We start from the raw sequence: 18004 nt of genomic DNA, 5'->3' as shown, positions 1-18004 counted from the left end.
CTATCCCGTAAAGTTGCGTATAATTTGCCAGGAAACATCTTAAAGTAAAGTGAATGTTGCGTTATGTGAGTGAGGCAAAAACAAATAAGCCGCGACAGAGATATCCTGGTGGATGTTGTCACTTTTTAAAATTAGGACAATCCTTAGTAAAACAGGATAAAAATTAAGGGTTATTATTTTCCAGGCATTTCGCTGACGATATCGGCCAGTAAATTAAAAATTTCACTGAATAATCGTTCGCAGAATGGCGCAATTAATGGCATTAGCGCCGCCATCAGTGAAATACCTACGGTCAGAGTGAGAGGAAAGCCGATGACGAAAACCGACAGCTGTGGCGCCATGCGATTTAACAAACCAAGTGCGAGGTTCAGCGTGAGTAGCAGCGTCATTACCGGCAGGGCCAGCATTAGCCCGTTGAGGAAAATCAGGCTACCCGCCCGTGCCAGCGCGAGAAACGCATTGCTGTTCACCGGATTGCCACCGATGGGCAGAGTATGAAAAGTATCTACCAGCAGCGAAATCAGCCATAAATGACCGTTAAAGGTCAGGAACAGCAGCATGGCGAGCATGTCGATCAGTCGTGCCAGAACCGGCATATTCAGACGGCTACCGGGATCGAAGAACGTCGCGAAGGAAAGGCCCATTTGCAGGCCAATTAATTCCCCGGCGGTACGTACCGCGGCAAACGCAAACTGCATGGTGAAGCCTAAAGCGATACCGATCAGGATTTGTTGCATTGCCTGCCATAGTGCGCCGATCGAAAAGATGGGGACGTCAACGGCGGGAATTGACGGGGCGATAACGACGGTTATCATCAACCCCAGCCCCAGCTTTACCCGTTTGGGGATGGCTCGTTCACTGAGGATGGGGGCCGTTGAGATGAGCGCCAGTATGCGCAGCAAAGGCCAGAAGTATAAATTCAGCCAGTGGAGCCACTCAACGCTGGTCACCTGCAACATAACGTTGTCTACCCGATGATATAGGGGATATTGCTGAACAGCGTACGCACGTAGTCGAGCAGCAGGTTAAGCATCCACGGGCCAGCAACAATGATGGCAATAAACACCGCGACAATTTTGGGAATGAAGGACAGCGTCATTTCGTTAATCTGGGTCGCCGCCTGCAGAATACTGATGATAAGACCTGTGACGAGAGCGACCAACAGCAAAGGCGCAGCAAGGGCCAGGGCGACTTTCATCGCCTCTGTGCCCATCATCATGACCGATTCAGGAGTCATTTCGCGCCTCTAACTGTAAAAGCTTTGTGCCAGCGAGCCGACAAGTAGCTGCCAACCGTCTACCAACACAAACAGCATCAGCTTAAACGGCAACGCGATTGTGGCTGGCGGTACCATCATCATCCCGAGCGCCATCAGTACGCTGGCGATCACCAGGTCGATAATCAGAAACGGAATAAAAATGGTAAAACCTATCTGGAATGCTGTTTTCAACTCACTGGTGACATAAGCGGGTAGCAAAATTCGCATCGGCACGGCTTCTGGTCCCTGTAATGGACCGCTGTTTGCTAAGCGCGCGAAGAGGGCCAGATCGGCTTCACGGGTCTGGCGCAACATAAACTCACGCAGCGGCTGGGCACCTTTCTCCATAGCTTCCTGCATGGAGATCTTCTCTTCGCTGAACGGTTGATATGCGTCGACGTAGATTTTATCGATCACTGGCGACATGATGAAAAAGGTCAAAAAGAGCGCCAGGCCCAGTAGCACCTGGTTAGGTGGTGCAGAGGGGGTACCCAGTGCATTTCGCAGGAGACCGAAAACAATGATGATGCGGGTGAAGCTGGTCATCATCAGCAAAATTGCAGGCAGGAACGTCAGCGAGGTGATGAACACCAGTGTCTGCACGGGCAAAGACCAGCTTTGTCCGCCGCCCGGCAACGGCTGACTAACCAGACCCGGGAGTTGGGCGAGGGCAACGGGACTGAAAAGCCACAAGCCTGCCAGCGTGAGGGATAACAAACGGCGCATCAGGATCTCCCAGGACGCTTAAGCAAACTCTTCATCATGGCCTGGAAATCCGCAGGGGAGGCCGTTTTTTCTTCTGCATCGGCAGGTGCCGGGGGCAGGGTGTGCAGGACGTTAATCTGCGAGGCTGTGACACCCAGTACCAGACGGGCATCTTCGACCTCGACAATCACCACGCGCTCACGTGGACCCAATGAGGTGCTGGCTGCGACTTTCAGCCCGCGAGTACCGGCACTTTTGGGGGCAAATCCCAGACGTTTAATGACCCAGGCCACCGCCAGGATCAAGACGATGATCCCGAGCAGCGCGCCGCTTACCTGCACCAGCGGTGAACCGGGAACGGCGGCGGGTTGAGAAACGGTAGCCTGGGTATTCATGATTAACGGCTCAGACGGCGCATACGTTCAGACGGGGTGATAATGTCAGTGATACGCACACCGTATTTATCCGCGACCACGACGACTTCGCCCTGGGCAATCAGATAACCGTTGATCAGGATATCCAGCGGTTCGCCTGCCAGACCATCCAGTGCGACAACCGACCCCTGCGTCAGGCGCAGCAGCTCTTTGATGGTCATGCGGGTACGGCCCAGTTCGACGGTCAGTTTGACCGGAATGTCCATGATCAGGTCGATGTCCTGCAAAGCACCGCTGACGTCGCCGCCACCTAACTGCTGGAATACCGCATCGGCCGCACTTTTGGTGGGCGTGGTTTTTTGCTCGTTTAACGCGTCAGCCCACAGATCGTCCAATGCGCCAGTGTTCTCATCGGACGGATTATTCATATCACTCATTTGGGCTGTTCCTCATTCAGCGAATTCAAAATCGGGTTTATCAGATGTTCTACGCGTAACGCATACTGACCGTTTACGGTGCCATACTGGCTGGTCAGCACAGGCACGCCGTCCACATGAGCAATAATGCGGTCGGGTTTTTCAATCGGCAGTACATCGCCGGGTTTCAGTTTTAAAATCTGGGATAGCCGCAGCGGAATGTCGGCAAAGTTTGCCACCAGCTCCAGCTCAGAATGCTGAACCTGACGCACCAGATTATTGCGCCAGTTCTGATCTTCATTACGCGAGTTTTCCAGCGGCGGATTCACCAGCAGCTCACGCAACGGCTCAATCATGCTGAATGGCAGACAGATGTTAAATTCACCGGTCAGGTTGCCAATTTCAACGTGGAACGGGGTGTTCACCACAATGTCGTTCGGGGAGGTGGTGATATTGGTAAATTTCACCTGCATCTCAGAACGGACGTATTCCACTTCCAGTGGGTTGATGGCCTTCCACGCGTCGCTGTAGCTTTCCAGCGCCAGCTTCAGCATGCGGTTGATAACGCGCTGTTCTGTGTGCGTAAATTCGCGGCCTTCCACTTTCGTCGGGAAACGACCGTCACCACCGAACAGGTTGTCTACGGCGATAAATACCAGACTTGGTGAGAACACCACCAGACCCGTACCGCGCAGCGGCTTCAGGTGGATTAAGTTCAGGTTGGTCGGAACCGGCAAGTTGCGCGCAAATTCGTGGTAAGGCTGGATACGGATCGCACCCACGGTAATATCCGGGCTACGGCGCAACAGGTTAAATAACCCCATACGGAACTGGCGCGCGAAGCGTTCGTTAATGATCTCCAACGCCTGTAAACGCTCACGTACCACGCGACGCTGAGTGTTGGGATCATAAGGACGAATATCGCTTTCTTTTGCGATACCTGAAATGGGTTCGTCTTTGGTTTCGCTATCGCCGTTCAGCAATGCGTCGATTTCTGCCTGAGAAAGAATACTGTCGCCCATGTCTTTACCGCAGAATAAAAGCTGTATAAAGAACGTCGGTGACAACCTGTTTCGGTTGTCCAACAACAAGCGGAGTCGCCAGCGTCTCTTTGATGGCGGTAATCAGCTGTTGCTTACCTTCCTCGGTGGCGAGTGTGGCCGCATTCTGACGAGAAAATAGCAGCAGCAAGCGGCTGCGCACTTCCGGCAGATATTCGTTAAGACGTGAACGTGTCGCCTCATCTTTCATGCGCAGTGTGATACCGATATACAGCACACGGTCTGCATCACCCAGATTGACGGTAAAGGTATCCAGCGCAAAGAACACCGGGGCTGGCGGTGGAGCCGGTTCCGCTTTGACGCTGGCGGAAGGCTGCTGCTGCATGCGCCAGTAGCTATAACCTGCAGTTGCGCAGGCGGCGAGGGTAATTAATACCAGCAGAGGGATCCAAATAGCGCGTTTACTTTTTTTGTTAATCGCGGAGTCAGTCATCAGATACGGGCTTCCTGTTTCGGTACAGCTTATGGGCTGATTATCCCGTGTCCTGTCCACGACAAAGCGTGGAAAAGACGCGGATAATCATGCTACCTCTGGCGTTAGGCGAAGATGTCTACTGCGCCATCGCCGCGGGCAGCGGCTTGCAGCGAGGCTGGGGTTGCCAGTATTGCGTCATCTTCAGCGGCAAAAATGTCTTGTCCTTGAGCGCGACCAGACTGCTGTTGCTGTCCGGAAGACTGCTGATGGCCAGCGAAGCTTTCACTGCTGATGTTGCTTTGCCCCAGTTGGATCCCGCTTTCAGCCAACTGTGTACGCAGCATCGGTAATGCGGCTTCCAGTGCAGCGCGCACGTGACTGTGCGGTGAAACCATTTGTAACTGCGCGAGGTTATCGTCCAGCTTGAGCGAAATATGTACCTGACCCAGGTCCTGCGGATGCAGACGCAGCTCTGCGCTTTGCTGGCCCTGGCGCGTGAACAAGGTGACGTGCTGGCTCAGCGATTGCTGCCATTCATGGCTACCTAACGGAGCGCTTAACACCGGCGCGGCCGTCGGTAACGGTTGTGCGTGTGTTTGTGGACCACTTAGCGGGGCCGCAGTCATGCCAATGCTGGTCGGTGACGGGGTGCTGTCGATTTCAGCTCTGGCGTTCACTGCTGCCGTCAGCGGGGTTAATGTTGGATTGTTTGCCTGATTAGCACCACCGCCAGCAATCGTGACATCCGCTTTGCCTTTTTTGGCATCGCCCGGCAGTAATTCGTCTGCATTATCAGTCGCCGCGCCGTGTACCGCTCCTCGTGACAATGCGGAAAGCGCCGCATCAACAGGGGCTGGTGCGCTGTCGACGGCAGGCGTAGCCAGTGGTTGTCCTGGCAGCATGGCGAACAACGCGCTCAGGTTGGCGAGATCGTCATCACTCAGCGTAGTGTTTTTTTCGTCCTGCTGCGCGACTTTGCCCAGTGTCGTCAGGGCATTCGCTTTCAGTGAAGGCGTGAGAGCGGACAACAGTTGCTGAGCGTCAGTCATGTCGGCAAGAGAAGTCTCGGTTTGCAGCTCCTGTTGCGCCAGCAGATCGGTTAATTTGACCGACGGTGTGGCATCGCCATTTTTTTGCAGCAACCCTTTTTGCAGCTTACTGCTGGCCGCCTGTAAGTCGGCAAGCGACAGCGGGGCGTCTTTACCTTGTGCGTCGCCCGCACCTAATGCGCCAGCCAGTAGCGCTAAAAAATCGTCGGGTGAATCTACCGCTTTGCCTGACTGAAGACCTGCGGCTACATCGGTGTCGGTGGTAATCAGTTGGGGTAAAGTAATCATTCGGGTTTCCTCATAGCTGCGCGCTGAGCAAATTCATCCATTTTTTTCTGATCCAGACGGTTTTCGGCCAGTAACGCCGCCGAGGTTTGTCTGTCCTGCAACGTCTGCCACGCCTGTAATCGTTGTTTTTTGTCGCGCCAACTGTTCAATGCCTGGTCTACTTTCTGTGTCCATTGATTGAGCTGTTGGCGATGTTGCTCAATCGCTTTTTCCAGCGTCTGAATAAATTGTTGGTAATTGATCCAGCGATTGCTGGTAATACCCTGGCCCATATCGGTATTCAGATTGTTGCGATACTCATGCTGATAATCGATCAGCATTTTTAACTGTTCTTCCGCCTGCTGACAGCCACGACGCATCTCTCCCAATAAGACAGCAGCGTCATCTACTTCTTTTTCAGCCAGGTCTTTCAATGTTGCTAATGCACCATGTTGTGCCATGACCTATGCTCTCCTGCTTAATCACACACCAGGGAAAATCAGTTCCAAAGCTTGTAGAGAATCTTCCCAGTCAGCCCGTTCAAAAATACCTTGCTGTAAGAATGCTTCCAGCTGCGGCCATAAGGCGATGGCTTTATCCAACATCGGATCGCTGCCTTTGGCATACGCCCCCACGCTGACCAGATCGCGGTTACGCTGGAAACTGGACAGCAACTGTTTAAAGTTACGCACCCGTGCATAGTGTTTTTCACTAATGAGCGCGGTCATGGCGCGACTGATCGAGGCTTCAATATCGATGGCCGGATAGTGACCCGCCTCGGCCAGATGACGAGACAGCACAATGTGACCGTCCAGAATCGCGCGCGCGGAATCGGCAATCGGGTCCTGTTGGTCGTCACCCTCGGTCAGTACCGTATAAAACGCGGTGACTGAACCGCCTCCGTGGATACCGTTTCCGGCCCGTTCGACCAGCGCCGGTAACTTAGCGAATACTGAGGGTGGATAACCTTTGGTTGCCGGTGGCTCGCCGATCGCCAGGGCTATCTCACGTTGTGCCATCGCGTAGCGGGTGAGGGAGTCCATAATCAGCAATACATGCTGTCCGCGATCGCGAAAATCTTCGGCGATGCGCGTGGCGTAGGCCGCGCCTTGCATACGTAACAGCGGCGAGACGTCCGCCGGAGCGGCAATCACTACCGAGCGTGCGCGACCGTCAGCGCCGAGAATATTTTCAATAAAATCTTTAACTTCGCGACCACGCTCGCCAATCAGACCCACGACGATAACATCGGCCTGGGTATAGCGCGCCATCATGCCGAGCAGGACGCTTTTACCGACGCCGGAACCGGCGAAAAGCCCCATACGCTGGCCGCGGCCAACGGTTAACAACGCGTTGATGGGGCGTACGCCGGTATCCAGGACGTGTTCAATTGCGGTCCGTTGCAGCGGGTTAAACGGCGGTGTAATCAGCGCGCCGGTTTCGGTGGTATCCGGGGCGGGCAGTCCGTCGAGCGGTTTGCCGCTACCGTCCAGCACACGACCCAGCAGAGCAGGGCCAAGCGGTAATTGCTTCCCGCTTTGCAGACCTTCTCCGGCAATGTTCTTCGCGTATACGCGTGCGCCGGGCAGAACGCCTTCGACTTCTTCGAGCGGCATCAGAAACAGACGTTGACCGTTAAAGCCCACGACTTCGCTTTCGACCTCCTGGGTTTCGTTGCCGTCCTGACGTTCAATGACGCAGGTGGCACCGAGCGGCAGCTGTAACCCCGTGGCTTCCAGCACCAGCCCGGTTGCGCGGGTCAGGCGACCATAACGACGCACCGCAGGCAGCAGTGACATTTTCTCTTCGAAGTTGTCCAGCGTATTGAGCCAGCGAGTCAGGCGAGTGGTCATTACACGACTCCCGGCGCTGCCAGACGGCAGAGTTCTTGCCAGCGCGTGGCGACGCTGGCATCCAGATCGCCTTCATCAGCTGAGACTTTACAACCGCCGTGATGCAGCGTGGGATCGCCGCGTAGCCGCCAGCCGTGCAGGCTGAGAGTGGCACCGAGCATCTCCTCCACACGCTGGAGATCGTCCGGATGTACGCGCAGCTGCGGTTTACCGCTAAACAGCGGTTCCTGTTGCAACAACTGTTGGATTTGCTTAATCAGCGCCGCGTTATCCACGATTGGCGTCTGACCAATCACCTGACGCGCAGCTTCCAGCGCCATTTGCATCAGTCGCGAGGCAATGACGCTATCCAGCGCATCCAGCGTATTCTGAAACTCACTCACCAGCTGCTGCATGCGGGCATGGATCGGCGCATGCTGTGCTCGCGCCTGGTTCTGGCCTTGCTCCAGCCCCTGGCTCAGACCTTCCTGATAGCCTTGTTCGTGACCTTTCTGTCGACCTTCCGCCAGCCCCGCGTTATACCCTTGCTCATGGGCCTGCATTTGCAGCTGTGCGAGCTGCTGTTCAAGCTGTTGCTCTGCGGAAAGCTGTGGCTCTTCAGCTTCTTCTGACAGCGGCGTTTCGCTGTGGTCGGCCAGTACGAACTCCGCCATCGGTGGGGCGAGGTCGTCCGGAGTCCAGACTTTCCACGGCAGTTCGTTAGACATAGGTATCCTCGCCGCTGCCTATCACCATCTCGCCGGTTTCCGCCAGACGACGCACAATAAGCAGAATCGCTTTTTGTTCGTTTTCCACCTGCGACAAACGCACCGGGCCGCGGTTGGCAAGGTCGTCGCGCAGAATATCGGCAGCACGTTGCGACATGTTGCGCAGGAACTTCTCGCGTAGCGGCTGTTCGGCACCTTTCAGGGCAATCAGCAGCGATTCGGAATCCACTTCCTGCAACAGGCGCTGGATACTGCGATCGTCGACGTCCACCAGGTTTTCGAACAGGAACATCTCGTCGATAATTTTCTGTGCCAGCTCGCCGTCGAATTCGCGTACGGCGGTAATAACCGCTTCTTCCTGCTGGGTTTTCATCAGGTTGATAATTTCTGCTGCCGTTCTCACGCCGCCCATTTTGCTGCGCTTGAGGTTCTGACCATCGAGCAGACCGTTCAGTACCTCGGTCAGTTCTGCCAGCGCGGCAGGCTGCACGCCGCCGAAGGTGGCGATACGCAGCATCACGTCGTGACGTAAACGCTCGTCGAACAGCGCCAGAATATCGGCGGCCTGGCCCCGTTTGAGGTGCACCAGAATGGTGGCGATAATCTGTGGATGCTCGTCGCGGATAAGGTCAGCGGCGCTTTGCGGCTCCATAAAGTTGAGCGTTTCAATGCCGCTGGTGGTATCGCGGGTTTCCAGAATATCTTCCAGCAGGCTGGAGGCGCGTTCCTCGCCCAGCGCTTTCACCAGCACGGAGCGCAGATATTCGTTGGCGTTGATATTCAGCGCGGCAAACTGTTCTGCTTCTTGCTCAAACTCGGCCAGCACTTCCGTCAACTGTTTGTTGGAGATCTGGCGTACGTTCGCCATCGCTGTACTGAGCGCCTGAACTTCGCGCGTGGAAAGATGTTTAAACACCTCAGCCGCGCGATCTTCGCCAATGGTCATCAGCAGGATGACGCTTTTATCGGTACCGGTAAGGGCATTACTCATGATCGTTACTCATCCACTGGCGAATGACCAGCGCCACGACGCGCGGATCGTTATCTGACATTTCACGAATACGCTGGCTCATCACTTCTGCACCCAGACGTTGATTCGTACGACGCTGCTGGGTTTGTTCGTCTTTGCTGAGGCGAACTTCTACCGCTTCTTCGGTTTCCTGACGGATACGCGTTTGTTCTTGTACCGCTTTTGCTTCTTCGCTGCGGCGAACCAACTGCGGGCGAACAGCCTTACGCCACAGGATCCAGGCAACAAGCAGAACCAGCAACCAACGGCCTGCGGTCATCAACTGTTCAATAAAGACTTGCTGTTTCCAGAACGGCAGCTCGCCAATGGAATCGTCGGTCGCCGTGAAGGGTGAATTCACCACGTTCAGGGTATCGCCACGCTTGTCGGAGAAGCCCATCGCTTCGCGGGTCAGGTCCTCAATCTGTTTCATCTGATCGGCGGTTAACGGCAGCGGTTTACCGTCCGGCAACGTTTTATAGTTGACCACCACTGCAACCGAGAGACGCTGCACATCGCCGACGTTCATTTTGGTGTGGCGAATGGTACGGTCGACTTCATAGTTGCTGGTTTCATTACGCTGAGTACTGCGTGGACCAGCATTATTGTTGTTATTTGCCGTTTGCGTGGTTTGCGCATTTTGCTGATTAGCCGGAGGGGTGGCGATTGGCGCGGTATTAGCCGGTGCTGGTTGATTAGACAATGCGCCCGGTACGCCGCCTGGCGCTCCGCTCCCGATCTGCTCGCTGACGTTTAACTGGCGTGAACGCAGCACGGCCTGGGAATCATCACCGTTTGGACGGTACTGTTCTTCGGTTTGCTCTTTATTAGCAAAATCCAGTTGCGCGGTGACCTGCGCATGTACGTTACCGTTGCCGACAATCGGCGACAGGATCGATTCGATACGACGTTGAACGCGCCCTTCGACATCGCTCGCGTATTTCAACTGCGCATCGTTAAGATCGCGGCTGCTGGTGTTCGACTGAGTTAACAGATGACCCGCCTGGTCGACCAGCGTAACGTTGCCCGGCGGCAAGCCTGCAACAGCGCTGGAAACCAGATGCGTGACCGCACTGATTTGACCTTCATCCAGTGCGCGGCCAGGTTCAAGGTTAACGGTCACGGAGGCTGAAGGTGCTTTTTGCTCACGCACAAACAGCGACGGTTTTGGCATTGCCAGATGCACGCGGGCACGTTTTACCGGTCCCAGCGTTTCAATGGTACGGGCTAATTCACCTTCCAGCGCCCGCTGGTAGTTGACCTGCTCGCTAAACTGGCTAATACCAAACTTTTCCTGATCCAGCAGCTCAAAGCCAACGGCGCCGCCCTTCGGCAGACCTTGTTGTGCCAGACGTAACCGCAATTCGTGAACTTTATCGGCAGGAACTTCTATAGCACCGCTTCCCTCAGTAAAACGATAGGGAACGTTCATCTGCGTCAGTTGGGTGACAATCGCGCCACCATCCTGATCGGATAGGTTGCTGAACAGTGTGCGGTAGTCAGGTGTTTTGGCCCACAGGACCATCGCCACGATGATAGCGACGGCAGCGGCTCCCGCCACAATCAGAGGAATTCTGGGATTCGCGCGCAGGCGGTTTAACCACTCGAGAGGTTTAAGCTGGGTTGCAGTCGATGCTGTCGCACTCATCTCGCACCTCGTGGCTTATCGTGGACGGCGTTTTTTGCAAAGTGGAACAAGACTCACTCCCGGGTCAGCAAACTCGAAAAATTGACGGTCTCATTATTTGCGGTTTCGAATTTTTCTATGCGTTAAAAACCGTGGTTTTTTATCGTTATTTAACGCCTTTATCTTATTGACTAACTGGTAATCTCAGCTAAGTAAAAAATCATCCAGGGGATCAGAATGTCGGCAATACAGGGGATTGAAGGGGTCATCAGCCAGTTACAGGCCACGGCGATGTCAGCAAAAATGCAGGATATGCAGCCACAACCGACCGTGAGTTTTGCCGGTCAGCTGCATGCGGCGTTAGACCGAATCAGCGATGTGCAAACCGCGTCCCGTACGCAGGCTGAGAAATTTACCCTCGGTGAGCCGGGTATTGCGTTAAATGATGTGATGACCGATATGCAAAAAGCGTCGGTCTCGATGCAGATGGGTATTCAGGTGCGTAACAAGCTGGTGTCGGCCTACCAGGAAGTGATGTCGATGCAGGTGTAGGTTCACTAACCTAAATCTGCGGTTTAATATAAAAGTGCATGGATGCACATCACATCGGTCAAACTCCCGGCATTTTATCTCAGTGAAGTTTCCTGTATGTACCGTAAGGTATGCCTGATGCTGAGCCGTCGTCATGAATCCCATCTTGCCGAATAAAAAGCCCTCAAATTCCAGTATGAGGGCTCGTAATAGCTAATTATTGTATTTCCCCAAAAAGACTATGGCGGTGTTATCTGAAATAAATAATGAGTAATACTGGTTAGAGGATACCGGTTTGATTCCTTTGCTTATCATATTAGCCAGTTTATTTTTGTTTTCTTGCACATCACTATAACCATGCTGTGTTTGTAATAATCCTTTGTTAATTAATTGGAAGGATGCTAAAAACTCAGTGGCTGGAAAAACGAAATGACCTACAAGCGGTTTGTTTTCTATTATCAGTTTTGCTCTTTCATTTGCATTTAACTGGCCTACAGTCCCAATCGAAACGATGTTCTTATGATTTGCAATATCCTGTGCAATCATGTTGAAAACAAAATCTTCATATTCTTGTTGTGCTTTCATTGTGTTGCCCAATTGAGCGCTAAAGGCAAGTGAGGCAATAACAGGAATCAGTGCTGCATATTTGAGGCGAGGGGCAAAATGCATGATTGGTATAGCAATTATAACCATTATAACTGAAAAGGAAACTAAAGTACGTGGAAGTACAGGTGCATCCTGAAGTAATATGGTTGGCCCCATAAGGGAAATGATGAATATTAAAAAAGAAATGGCGCCATATAAAATAAAGGACGCGATATTTCCTATGTGTGTACGATAAGAAATGAGCATAAACACACAACTTATTAACATCGGTATTGCGAAATAGATGTAAACCGGATGATAAAGATAAGAAAGGACTAACGCTTTTAAAGAAGCTAATGTTCCTATGAGGTAATCCAATCCTCCTTTATCCAAAGGTATTAGCTCTGCGCGAGAGTTGTTTTTTGGAGAAAAGAAAAGCATATAGATAATGTAAAACGATAAAAATAGAATTGTTTTTTTGAATAAAAAGATTACGAATTCTTTGACTTTTACGTGTTGTTTTAACGCTATAATTATTACGTCAATAGCAAGTAAACCAATAAAAATGTTTGCACATGGCTGATACAATGTTAAAGCTAATATTCCTGATGTTAGTTTTGTCGCAATCTCTAGTGCCAAATTTTTATTTGAATACGTATACGCAATTACTGCAAGGAAAAAAGCGATAGACATTCCCAGGCTATCGTATCGATAAGCGATATTTTGCAGAATGAATGGATTGAATATTAAAAGTGCGGCAACCATTTTTGCATTTGCAACATCTGATCTGATCAAATGTTTACTGAGCGCAAGTGAAGATGCACCTAAAAATACACAGGACGCGAGCATCGTGTACGGAAATAAGTCAAGGTTGTAATGACCACTTGCAGAAAAAAATCTTGCTAAAATATCTGCAAAAGGACGGCCTAAGCCACGCCAACCATAATACCCACTTATGGATCTATCTAAGTCGTCCCTATAGTATATTCCAGCTTGTATTAAAGGATAGATGAATAATAGAGCCAGTCCTGAGTAAATTAAGAGTAATTTCTTGTCGAGTTTAGAGAACATTTTTATTTCCATCTTGTTTTTTAACTATATAGCGTGGACGTTGCTTGCTTTCGATGTATATTCTGCCTATGTACTCTCCTAACACACCTATTCCAATTAGCTGAACACCACCAAGGAAGAGAATAGAAACAATAATAGATGGATATCCCGCCACCGGGTTTCCCCAAAATATTTTATCGGCAATCATCCACGCTCCGTACAAGAAGGATAAAGCAGCGACAAAAAAACCAATGTAAGTCCAAATCCGGAGTGGAAACGTCGAAAAACTGGTAATGCCCTCTAGTGCGAGATTCCACAATTTCCAACCGTTAAATTTTGAGTTGCCCGCAATACGCCCGGCTCGTGTGTATTCGACGACATCAGTACGACCACCAACCCAGCTCAGAATGCCTTTCATAAATAGGTTACGTTCTGGCATGAGTTTTATGTTCTCTACTACATGGCGGGACAGGAGTCTAAAGTCGCCAACGTTCTCTTCTATTTTGGGGGCACTGATTTTATTGTGTAATTTATAAAACCATTCAGCGGTTTTACGTTTTAGTTTCCCATCTGTAGAGCGGTCAGAACGCTTTGCCAGTACAATATCTGCACCTGACTGCCATTTCTCTATCATGACCGGAATAACGTCAATGGGATCCTGTAGGTCAACATCGATCGGAATGACGGCTTCACCAGTGGCATAGTCAAGCCCCGCGCATATGGCTGGCTCTTTTCCAAAATTACGGGTAAATGAAACAGGAACCACGAGCTTATCAGATATCGCAAGCGCGTTGATGATTGATTCTGTTGCGTCTTTGCTACCATCATTGATGAATACGATTTCTACATCATGCTTTTTGAGTTCTTCAAATTCGCGAACATTTTTATAGAAAATTGGTATCGCGTCCTCTTCGTTAAAGACCGGAACGACCAAAGATATTTTCATTTCGCATCCCTAAAGACAATGAACTTAGAATAAATGAAACCGCATACCAAACTGATGGCTGAGAATAAGATTAAAGTGATGATAGGCGCCATACCTGACTTATCAGCACACAATCCTACAGCAGCGCTGAGTGTGCCCATGAAGCCAACATAGAGCATGTAGCGCATGGTTGTAGTCGATGACTTGAAAGTGAATCTTGCGTTTGCAAAGAAGCTGAACGATACCGCCACGAGGAAACCAGAAAAATTACCGAGAGCTTGTCCGGTGTGCAGTCCGTATATGCATATAGCAAAGACAATCCAGTGAATCATCGTGTTGATGACCCCTATTGATGTGTACTTTGCGAATAGTTTAAACATTATAAAAATCAGCGAATTCTTAGAGTCCGACAGTTTACCATCTGAGCATGGAACGATCGACCTGTGATGCTAAGTAGAGGAAACAAAGGCGGGAGCGCAAAGTCATGCACCTGATGTCGAGGCATGTTTAGTCACTGAACATTCTCCCGCTGCGCCAGGCAACGGGAGAATCGCATTACTTCTGAATCAAATAGCGGATCGTTGGGCCATCCTGCTGAATATCCAGCACCGTATAGCCGTGATTACGCGCATCCAGTGGAATATTGTTGATTGACTGCGGGCAATCGCTCACCACTTCCAGAATTTCACCTTTCTTCAATTGCGGCATCGCTTCCAGCGTGGCGACAGCCGGGTATGGACACGGTTCGCCGACCATATCGAGGCGATAATCAGGCACGATATTTTTCATACAGACTCCTTGGCAGGCGTCAGTCCTGCGCGACGGAAGAAGCGTTTTTCCCAGCCGATAATGAGCATCAGCGCGGCAAACAACAGCAGGTAGGTTACCAGCAGACCACCGAGCGGACTGAAGGTGTTGAGCAAATTCACTTTGTCCCAGTTGGTGGCGAGCGCGGGAGCAAAATCATCCCAGTAGTAGGCCAGAATGGTCGAGCCAATAACGTTGCCCAGACCAACCCACCAGTAATGCACCTGGCCTTCAACGGCGCGATACATCCAGCCGGTTTCACATCCGCCCGCTAAAACGATGCCAAAGCCGAACAGTAAGCCGCCGATCACCGCATTTGGACCCGCCCACATGATTTTAGGCTCGACGCCCAGTTGTACGTAGCTAAAGATACCGATGGCGCTGACCGCCATCCCGAAGATGATTGCTTTTGCCATATGGGTGCGACCAGAAATCCACAGGTCGCGGAAGGCGGAGGTGAAGCAGATTTGCGCCCGTTCAATCAGCAGACCGAACCCAACGCCAAATAGCATCGCCAGACCGAGCTTGGGTTTATCCATCGCGGTGAGCAGCGCCCAGCCGATCATGCCGATAAACACCAGCATGCCAAGGCGGAAACGGCGACGGGCCTGATCCGGCTTTTGCGTCAACGGCGAAGCGGCGGAGACTTTCTGCATTTTGACCGGAATACGAAACATTGGCAGCAGGGTAAAGCGTGCGCCAAACCATGAGCCGATTGCCGTTGCCAGTGCGAAAAACCAGGCATGTAGCGAGAACTGTGGAATGCCGGTGAAGAATGCGGCCAGGTTGCAGCCCATCGCGAGCCGGGCACCGAATCCGGCGATCATCCCACCAACTATCGCCTGCATAATGCGCACCCGGCTACGCGGCATGCGTAATTTGACGTTGTTAGCCCACAGCGCGGCAGCAAAACAGCCGCCGAACATACCGAGGATCATCATGCCGTCAATGCGGGTCAGGGGCGAGCCTTCGAGATGGATCAGCTTGTAGTATCCCCACTCTTCGGCGTGCACGCCAAACAGTTGCAGGATTTGCCCACCCCAACGGGTGAATTCACCGGTAACGGCCCAGAAGGTTCCCGTAATGCCGAAATAATAAGTGGAGAGAATACCCGCTGCGATGACCGCAGGGGCGGGGGCCCAAAATTTAATTAACCAGGCCTGTTTGAAGTGTTGCCATGACATGCGTTGCGCCTCTGAACTCAGAAGGTATGTAACAAGAAGTGTGGATACTACACCGTTCAGAATTTTTGACTATGAGTAATAAGAGGTAATACCGTCTGGATCAATCTTTCTCAATGCCGCTGAAAGGCTGGCGACATCAGGCCTTTAATGCCACAATCCCATTTTCTTCGCATGCAGGATGAATGATGAAAAAATTAGCAATCGTTGGTGTATTTCTGGCGCTTACCGGATGCGCCGAAGTAGAAAATTATAACGACGTGGTGAAAACGCCAGCGCCAGCCGGTCTGGAAGGATACTGGCAGTCAAAAGGTCCGCAACGCAGTCTGGTAAGCCCGGAAGCGATTGCCAGCCTGGTGATAACGAAAGAGGGCGATACGCTGGATTGTCGCCAGTGGCAGCGGGTGATCGCGCTGCCGGGGAAACTGACGATGCTCTCTGGCGATCTCACCAACGTGACGGTGAAACGCGAGCTGTATGAGATCGAGCGCGAAGGCAATACGCTGGAATATGACGGTATGACGCTGCAGCGGGTGGATCGCCCGACGCAGGAATGTGCTGATGCGTTAAAGAAAACGCCGCTGGCTACGCCACTGCCATAAGCCGTACGCCCCGGTAGCCCATGGCCACCGGGGTTGAGTTTTAAATCACTTCTTCAATGACCCACACGCTGACGCTCCCGCCGTTACAGAAAAACGTTGCTTCACCGTTTTCATCGGTGACCACGCTTTCCTCGCGATTTCCCAGATAGTCACGCCAGGTTTTATTGCCGTAATTGGCGCCGAGATTGATGGTCTTTTCCCCGTCATCGCCGTTTGACAGTACCACCACACAGCCGGGATCGTCGTCCGTTCCGCTGCGGCTAAAAGCGATACAGTTAGGATGATCGAAAAAGAGCGTCTGTACCCCGTGTGCGAAGCGCTGGCGCGCGAGGATCAGTTCATTAAGCTGTTCAATGATCGGCATGTCGATAGGATAGATTTCGCCATCGCCGCCGGTGTCTTCGTAATGCGCTCCATAGAGGTCAGGGTAAAACACCGACGGTACGCCATTTTCACGCAGCAAGATCAGCGCATAGGCCAGCGGCTTAAACCACGGCTCGACGGGGGCTTCGAGTGCCTGTAAAGGTTGGGTGTCGTGATTGGCCACCAGCGTGACGGCATGAAACGGATCTGCTTCTACTAGGGTATCGGTGAAAATCTGGCTCATGTCATAATCGCGGCCCTGACGGGACGCTTCGTGAAACTTCATCTGTAGGGGGGCGTCGAACAGCATGGTTTTCCCCTCTACCTGGTTGATGTAGGTTTGTAGCTTATCGACTTCGTGGGACCAGTATTCCGCGACGATAAACAGCGGTTTTGGCGCGACTTCCTGCACGTGCTCAATCCACTCTTTATAAAACCAGGCCGGAATGTGCTTGACGGCATCCAGGCGAAAGCCGTCGCAATGGGTTTGATCCATCACCCAGCGCGCCCAGTATTTGATTTCCTCGGTGACGGCGTGATTACGAAAATCGATATTTTCTCCCATCAGATAATCAAAATTACCCAACTCATCATCAACCTGATCGTTCCAGCCTTCGCCGGTGTAATCGTTAACGATTTTGAAAATGCCGTCTTCGGTGGGATTCTCTATATGGTCAATGCCGCTGAAGCATTTGAAATCCCAAATGAATTGCGAGTACTGGCCTGCGCGGGCAGGGAAGGTGTAGCGCGTCCAGCCTTCGCATTCGATAATCTCATCGTCTATTTGCGTGCGATCTTCGGCGTTAACGCGCTGGACGCGGATCTTTTCTTTCTCATCCGCGCCCATTTTGTGGTTAACCACCACGTCCAGCAGTACGGCAATATCATTGTGTTTCAGCGCGTCAATCGCCGCCAGCAACTGGTTTTTATCGCCGTATTTGGTGGCGACGGTTCCCTTTTGGTCGAATTCGCCCAGATCAAACAGATCGTAGGAGTCATAGCCAACGGAATAGCCGCCGGACGCGCCTTTATAGGCTGGGGGCAGCCATACCATATTGATGCCGATATCATTGAGTCCGCTTGCGCGTTCGGCAAGTTCGGGCCAGAGTTGGCCGCCATCAGGGTAATACCAGTGGAAGTACTGCAATAATGTGGGATTTTTCATCTTCCGTGCTCCAGAAGTCGTTTGGCCGACCTCTGGAGTATGGAAGATAATTCA

At 51.9% G+C, this 18004-nt stretch carries 20 protein-coding genes and 1 pseudogene; 2 read left to right on the top strand and 19 right to left on the bottom strand.

What is annotated here, in order from left to right; genetic code table 11:
• Nucleotides 1-163: 163 nt before the first annotated feature.
• The 13 genes and pseudogenes from fliR to fliF form a co-directional block, all read right to left on the bottom strand.
• A pseudogene (fliR, locus tag SK34_RS02520) lies at nucleotides 164-959 on the bottom strand (flagellar biosynthetic protein FliR).
• Between the two features lie 8 nt (nucleotides 960-967).
• Nucleotides 968-1237 carry a flagellar biosynthesis protein FliQ gene (gene fliQ, locus SK34_RS02515; protein ID WP_003030425.1) on the bottom strand — a complete coding sequence of 90 codons (270 nt, stop codon included), beginning with the start codon at nucleotides 1235-1237 and terminating at the stop codon, nucleotides 968-970.
• A 9-nt stretch (nucleotides 1238-1246) separates the two neighbouring features.
• The gene (gene fliP, locus SK34_RS02510) at nucleotides 1247-1984 is read right to left on the bottom strand and encodes a flagellar type III secretion system pore protein FliP (protein ID WP_003030427.1); all 738 of its coding nucleotides are present in this window, start codon (nucleotides 1982-1984) and stop codon (nucleotides 1247-1249) included.
• A complete protein-coding gene (gene fliO / locus SK34_RS02505; RefSeq protein ID WP_085951576.1) occupies nucleotides 1984-2361 on the bottom strand; it encodes a flagellar biosynthetic protein FliO in 378 nt (125 codons plus the stop codon). Before fliO ends, fliP begins: the two co-directional genes overlap by 1 nt.
• The gene (gene fliN / locus SK34_RS02500; RefSeq protein WP_003030433.1) at nucleotides 2361-2774 is read right to left on the bottom strand and encodes a flagellar motor switch protein FliN; all 414 of its coding nucleotides are present in this window, start codon (nucleotides 2772-2774) and stop codon (nucleotides 2361-2363) included. The genes fliO and fliN overlap by 1 nt, the downstream gene beginning before the upstream one ends.
• Nucleotides 2771-3775, bottom strand: coding sequence for a flagellar motor switch protein FliM (gene fliM / locus SK34_RS02495; protein ID WP_003030434.1), 1005 nt, complete (start codon nucleotides 3773-3775; stop codon nucleotides 2771-2773). Before fliM ends, fliN begins: the two co-directional genes overlap by 4 nt.
• 4 nt (nucleotides 3776-3779) lie before the next feature.
• On the bottom strand, nucleotides 3780-4247 hold the full coding sequence (gene fliL / locus SK34_RS02490) for a flagellar basal body-associated protein FliL (RefSeq protein ID WP_003030435.1): 468 nt from the start codon (nucleotides 4245-4247) through the stop codon (nucleotides 3780-3782).
• Nucleotides 4248-4351: 104 nt separating this feature from the next.
• Nucleotides 4352-5566, bottom strand: a complete 1215-nt coding sequence (gene fliK, locus SK34_RS02485) for a flagellar hook length control protein FliK (protein ID WP_048232272.1) — start codon at nucleotides 5564-5566, stop codon at nucleotides 4352-4354.
• Nucleotides 5563-6006 carry a flagellar export protein FliJ gene (fliJ, locus tag SK34_RS02480; RefSeq protein WP_003839084.1) on the bottom strand — a complete coding sequence of 148 codons (444 nt, stop codon included), beginning with the start codon at nucleotides 6004-6006 and terminating at the stop codon, nucleotides 5563-5565. Before fliJ ends, fliK begins: the two co-directional genes overlap by 4 nt.
• A 21-nt stretch (nucleotides 6007-6027) precedes the next feature.
• Nucleotides 6028-7398: a flagellar protein export ATPase FliI gene (gene fliI / locus SK34_RS02475; protein ID WP_003030440.1), complete on the bottom strand. Its 1371-nt coding sequence runs from the start codon at nucleotides 7396-7398 to the stop codon at nucleotides 6028-6030.
• Complete coding sequence (gene fliH, locus SK34_RS02470; protein WP_003030441.1) at nucleotides 7398-8105, bottom strand: flagellar assembly protein FliH; 708 nt, start codon at nucleotides 8103-8105, stop codon at nucleotides 7398-7400. Before fliH ends, fliI begins: the two co-directional genes overlap by 1 nt.
• A complete protein-coding gene (gene fliG / locus SK34_RS02465) occupies nucleotides 8098-9096 on the bottom strand; it encodes a flagellar motor switch protein FliG (protein WP_003030443.1) in 999 nt (332 codons plus the stop codon). Before fliG ends, fliH begins: the two co-directional genes overlap by 8 nt.
• Entirely contained in the window at nucleotides 9089-10762 is a 1674-nt protein-coding gene (gene fliF, locus SK34_RS02460; protein WP_003839087.1) for a flagellar basal-body MS-ring/collar protein FliF, read from the bottom strand. Before fliF ends, fliG begins: the two co-directional genes overlap by 8 nt.
• 216 nt (nucleotides 10763-10978) lie before the next feature.
• On the opposite strand from fliF, the gene fliE reads away from it, so the two are divergent.
• Entirely contained in the window at nucleotides 10979-11293 is a 315-nt protein-coding gene (gene fliE / locus SK34_RS02450) for a flagellar hook-basal body complex protein FliE (RefSeq protein ID WP_003030448.1), read from the top strand.
• Nucleotides 11294-11485: 192 nt separating this feature from the next.
• Here the strand turns inward: fliE and SK34_RS02445 are convergent, their stop codons facing one another.
• From SK34_RS02445 to yedE, 5 genes are all read right to left on the bottom strand, one after another.
• Nucleotides 11486-12928, bottom strand: coding sequence for a glucosyltransferase domain-containing protein (locus SK34_RS02445; protein ID WP_048232271.1), 1443 nt, complete (start codon nucleotides 12926-12928; stop codon nucleotides 11486-11488).
• Entirely contained in the window at nucleotides 12918-13853 is a 936-nt protein-coding gene (locus SK34_RS02440) for a glycosyltransferase family 2 protein (protein ID WP_048232270.1), read from the bottom strand. The genes SK34_RS02445 and SK34_RS02440 overlap by 11 nt, the downstream gene beginning before the upstream one ends.
• Entirely contained in the window at nucleotides 13850-14212 is a 363-nt protein-coding gene (locus SK34_RS02435; protein ID WP_032949546.1) for a GtrA family protein, read from the bottom strand. Before SK34_RS02435 ends, SK34_RS02440 begins: the two co-directional genes overlap by 4 nt.
• A gap of 175 nt (nucleotides 14213-14387) precedes the next feature.
• Nucleotides 14388-14621 (bottom strand): sulfurtransferase-like selenium metabolism protein YedF, encoded by a 234-nt coding sequence (gene yedF / locus SK34_RS02430; RefSeq protein ID WP_000790504.1) that lies wholly within the window; start codon nucleotides 14619-14621, stop codon nucleotides 14388-14390.
• Complete coding sequence (gene yedE / locus SK34_RS02425; RefSeq protein ID WP_048232269.1) at nucleotides 14618-15823, bottom strand: selenium metabolism membrane protein YedE/FdhT; 1206 nt, start codon at nucleotides 15821-15823, stop codon at nucleotides 14618-14620. The genes yedF and yedE overlap by 4 nt, the downstream gene beginning before the upstream one ends.
• Nucleotides 15824-16008: 185 nt before the next feature.
• Here yedE and yedD point away from each other — a divergent pair, with 185 nt between their 5' ends.
• A complete protein-coding gene (yedD, locus tag SK34_RS02420; protein WP_003030454.1) occupies nucleotides 16009-16422 on the top strand; it encodes a lipoprotein YedD in 414 nt (137 codons plus the stop codon).
• A 40-nt stretch (nucleotides 16423-16462) separates the two neighbouring features.
• On the opposite strand, the gene amyA is transcribed toward yedD, so the two are convergent.
• Nucleotides 16463-17950 carry an alpha-amylase gene (gene amyA, locus SK34_RS02415; RefSeq protein ID WP_048232267.1) on the bottom strand — a complete coding sequence of 496 codons (1488 nt, stop codon included), beginning with the start codon at nucleotides 17948-17950 and terminating at the stop codon, nucleotides 16463-16465.
• Nucleotides 17951-18004: the final 54 nt, after the last annotated feature.

It is taken from the genome of Citrobacter sp. MGH104 (genome assembly GCF_001034485.1).
Taxonomy (GTDB): domain Bacteria; phylum Pseudomonadota; class Gammaproteobacteria; order Enterobacterales; family Enterobacteriaceae; genus Citrobacter; species Citrobacter freundii.
This window is presented reverse-complemented; position numbering and strand designations above follow the sequence as displayed.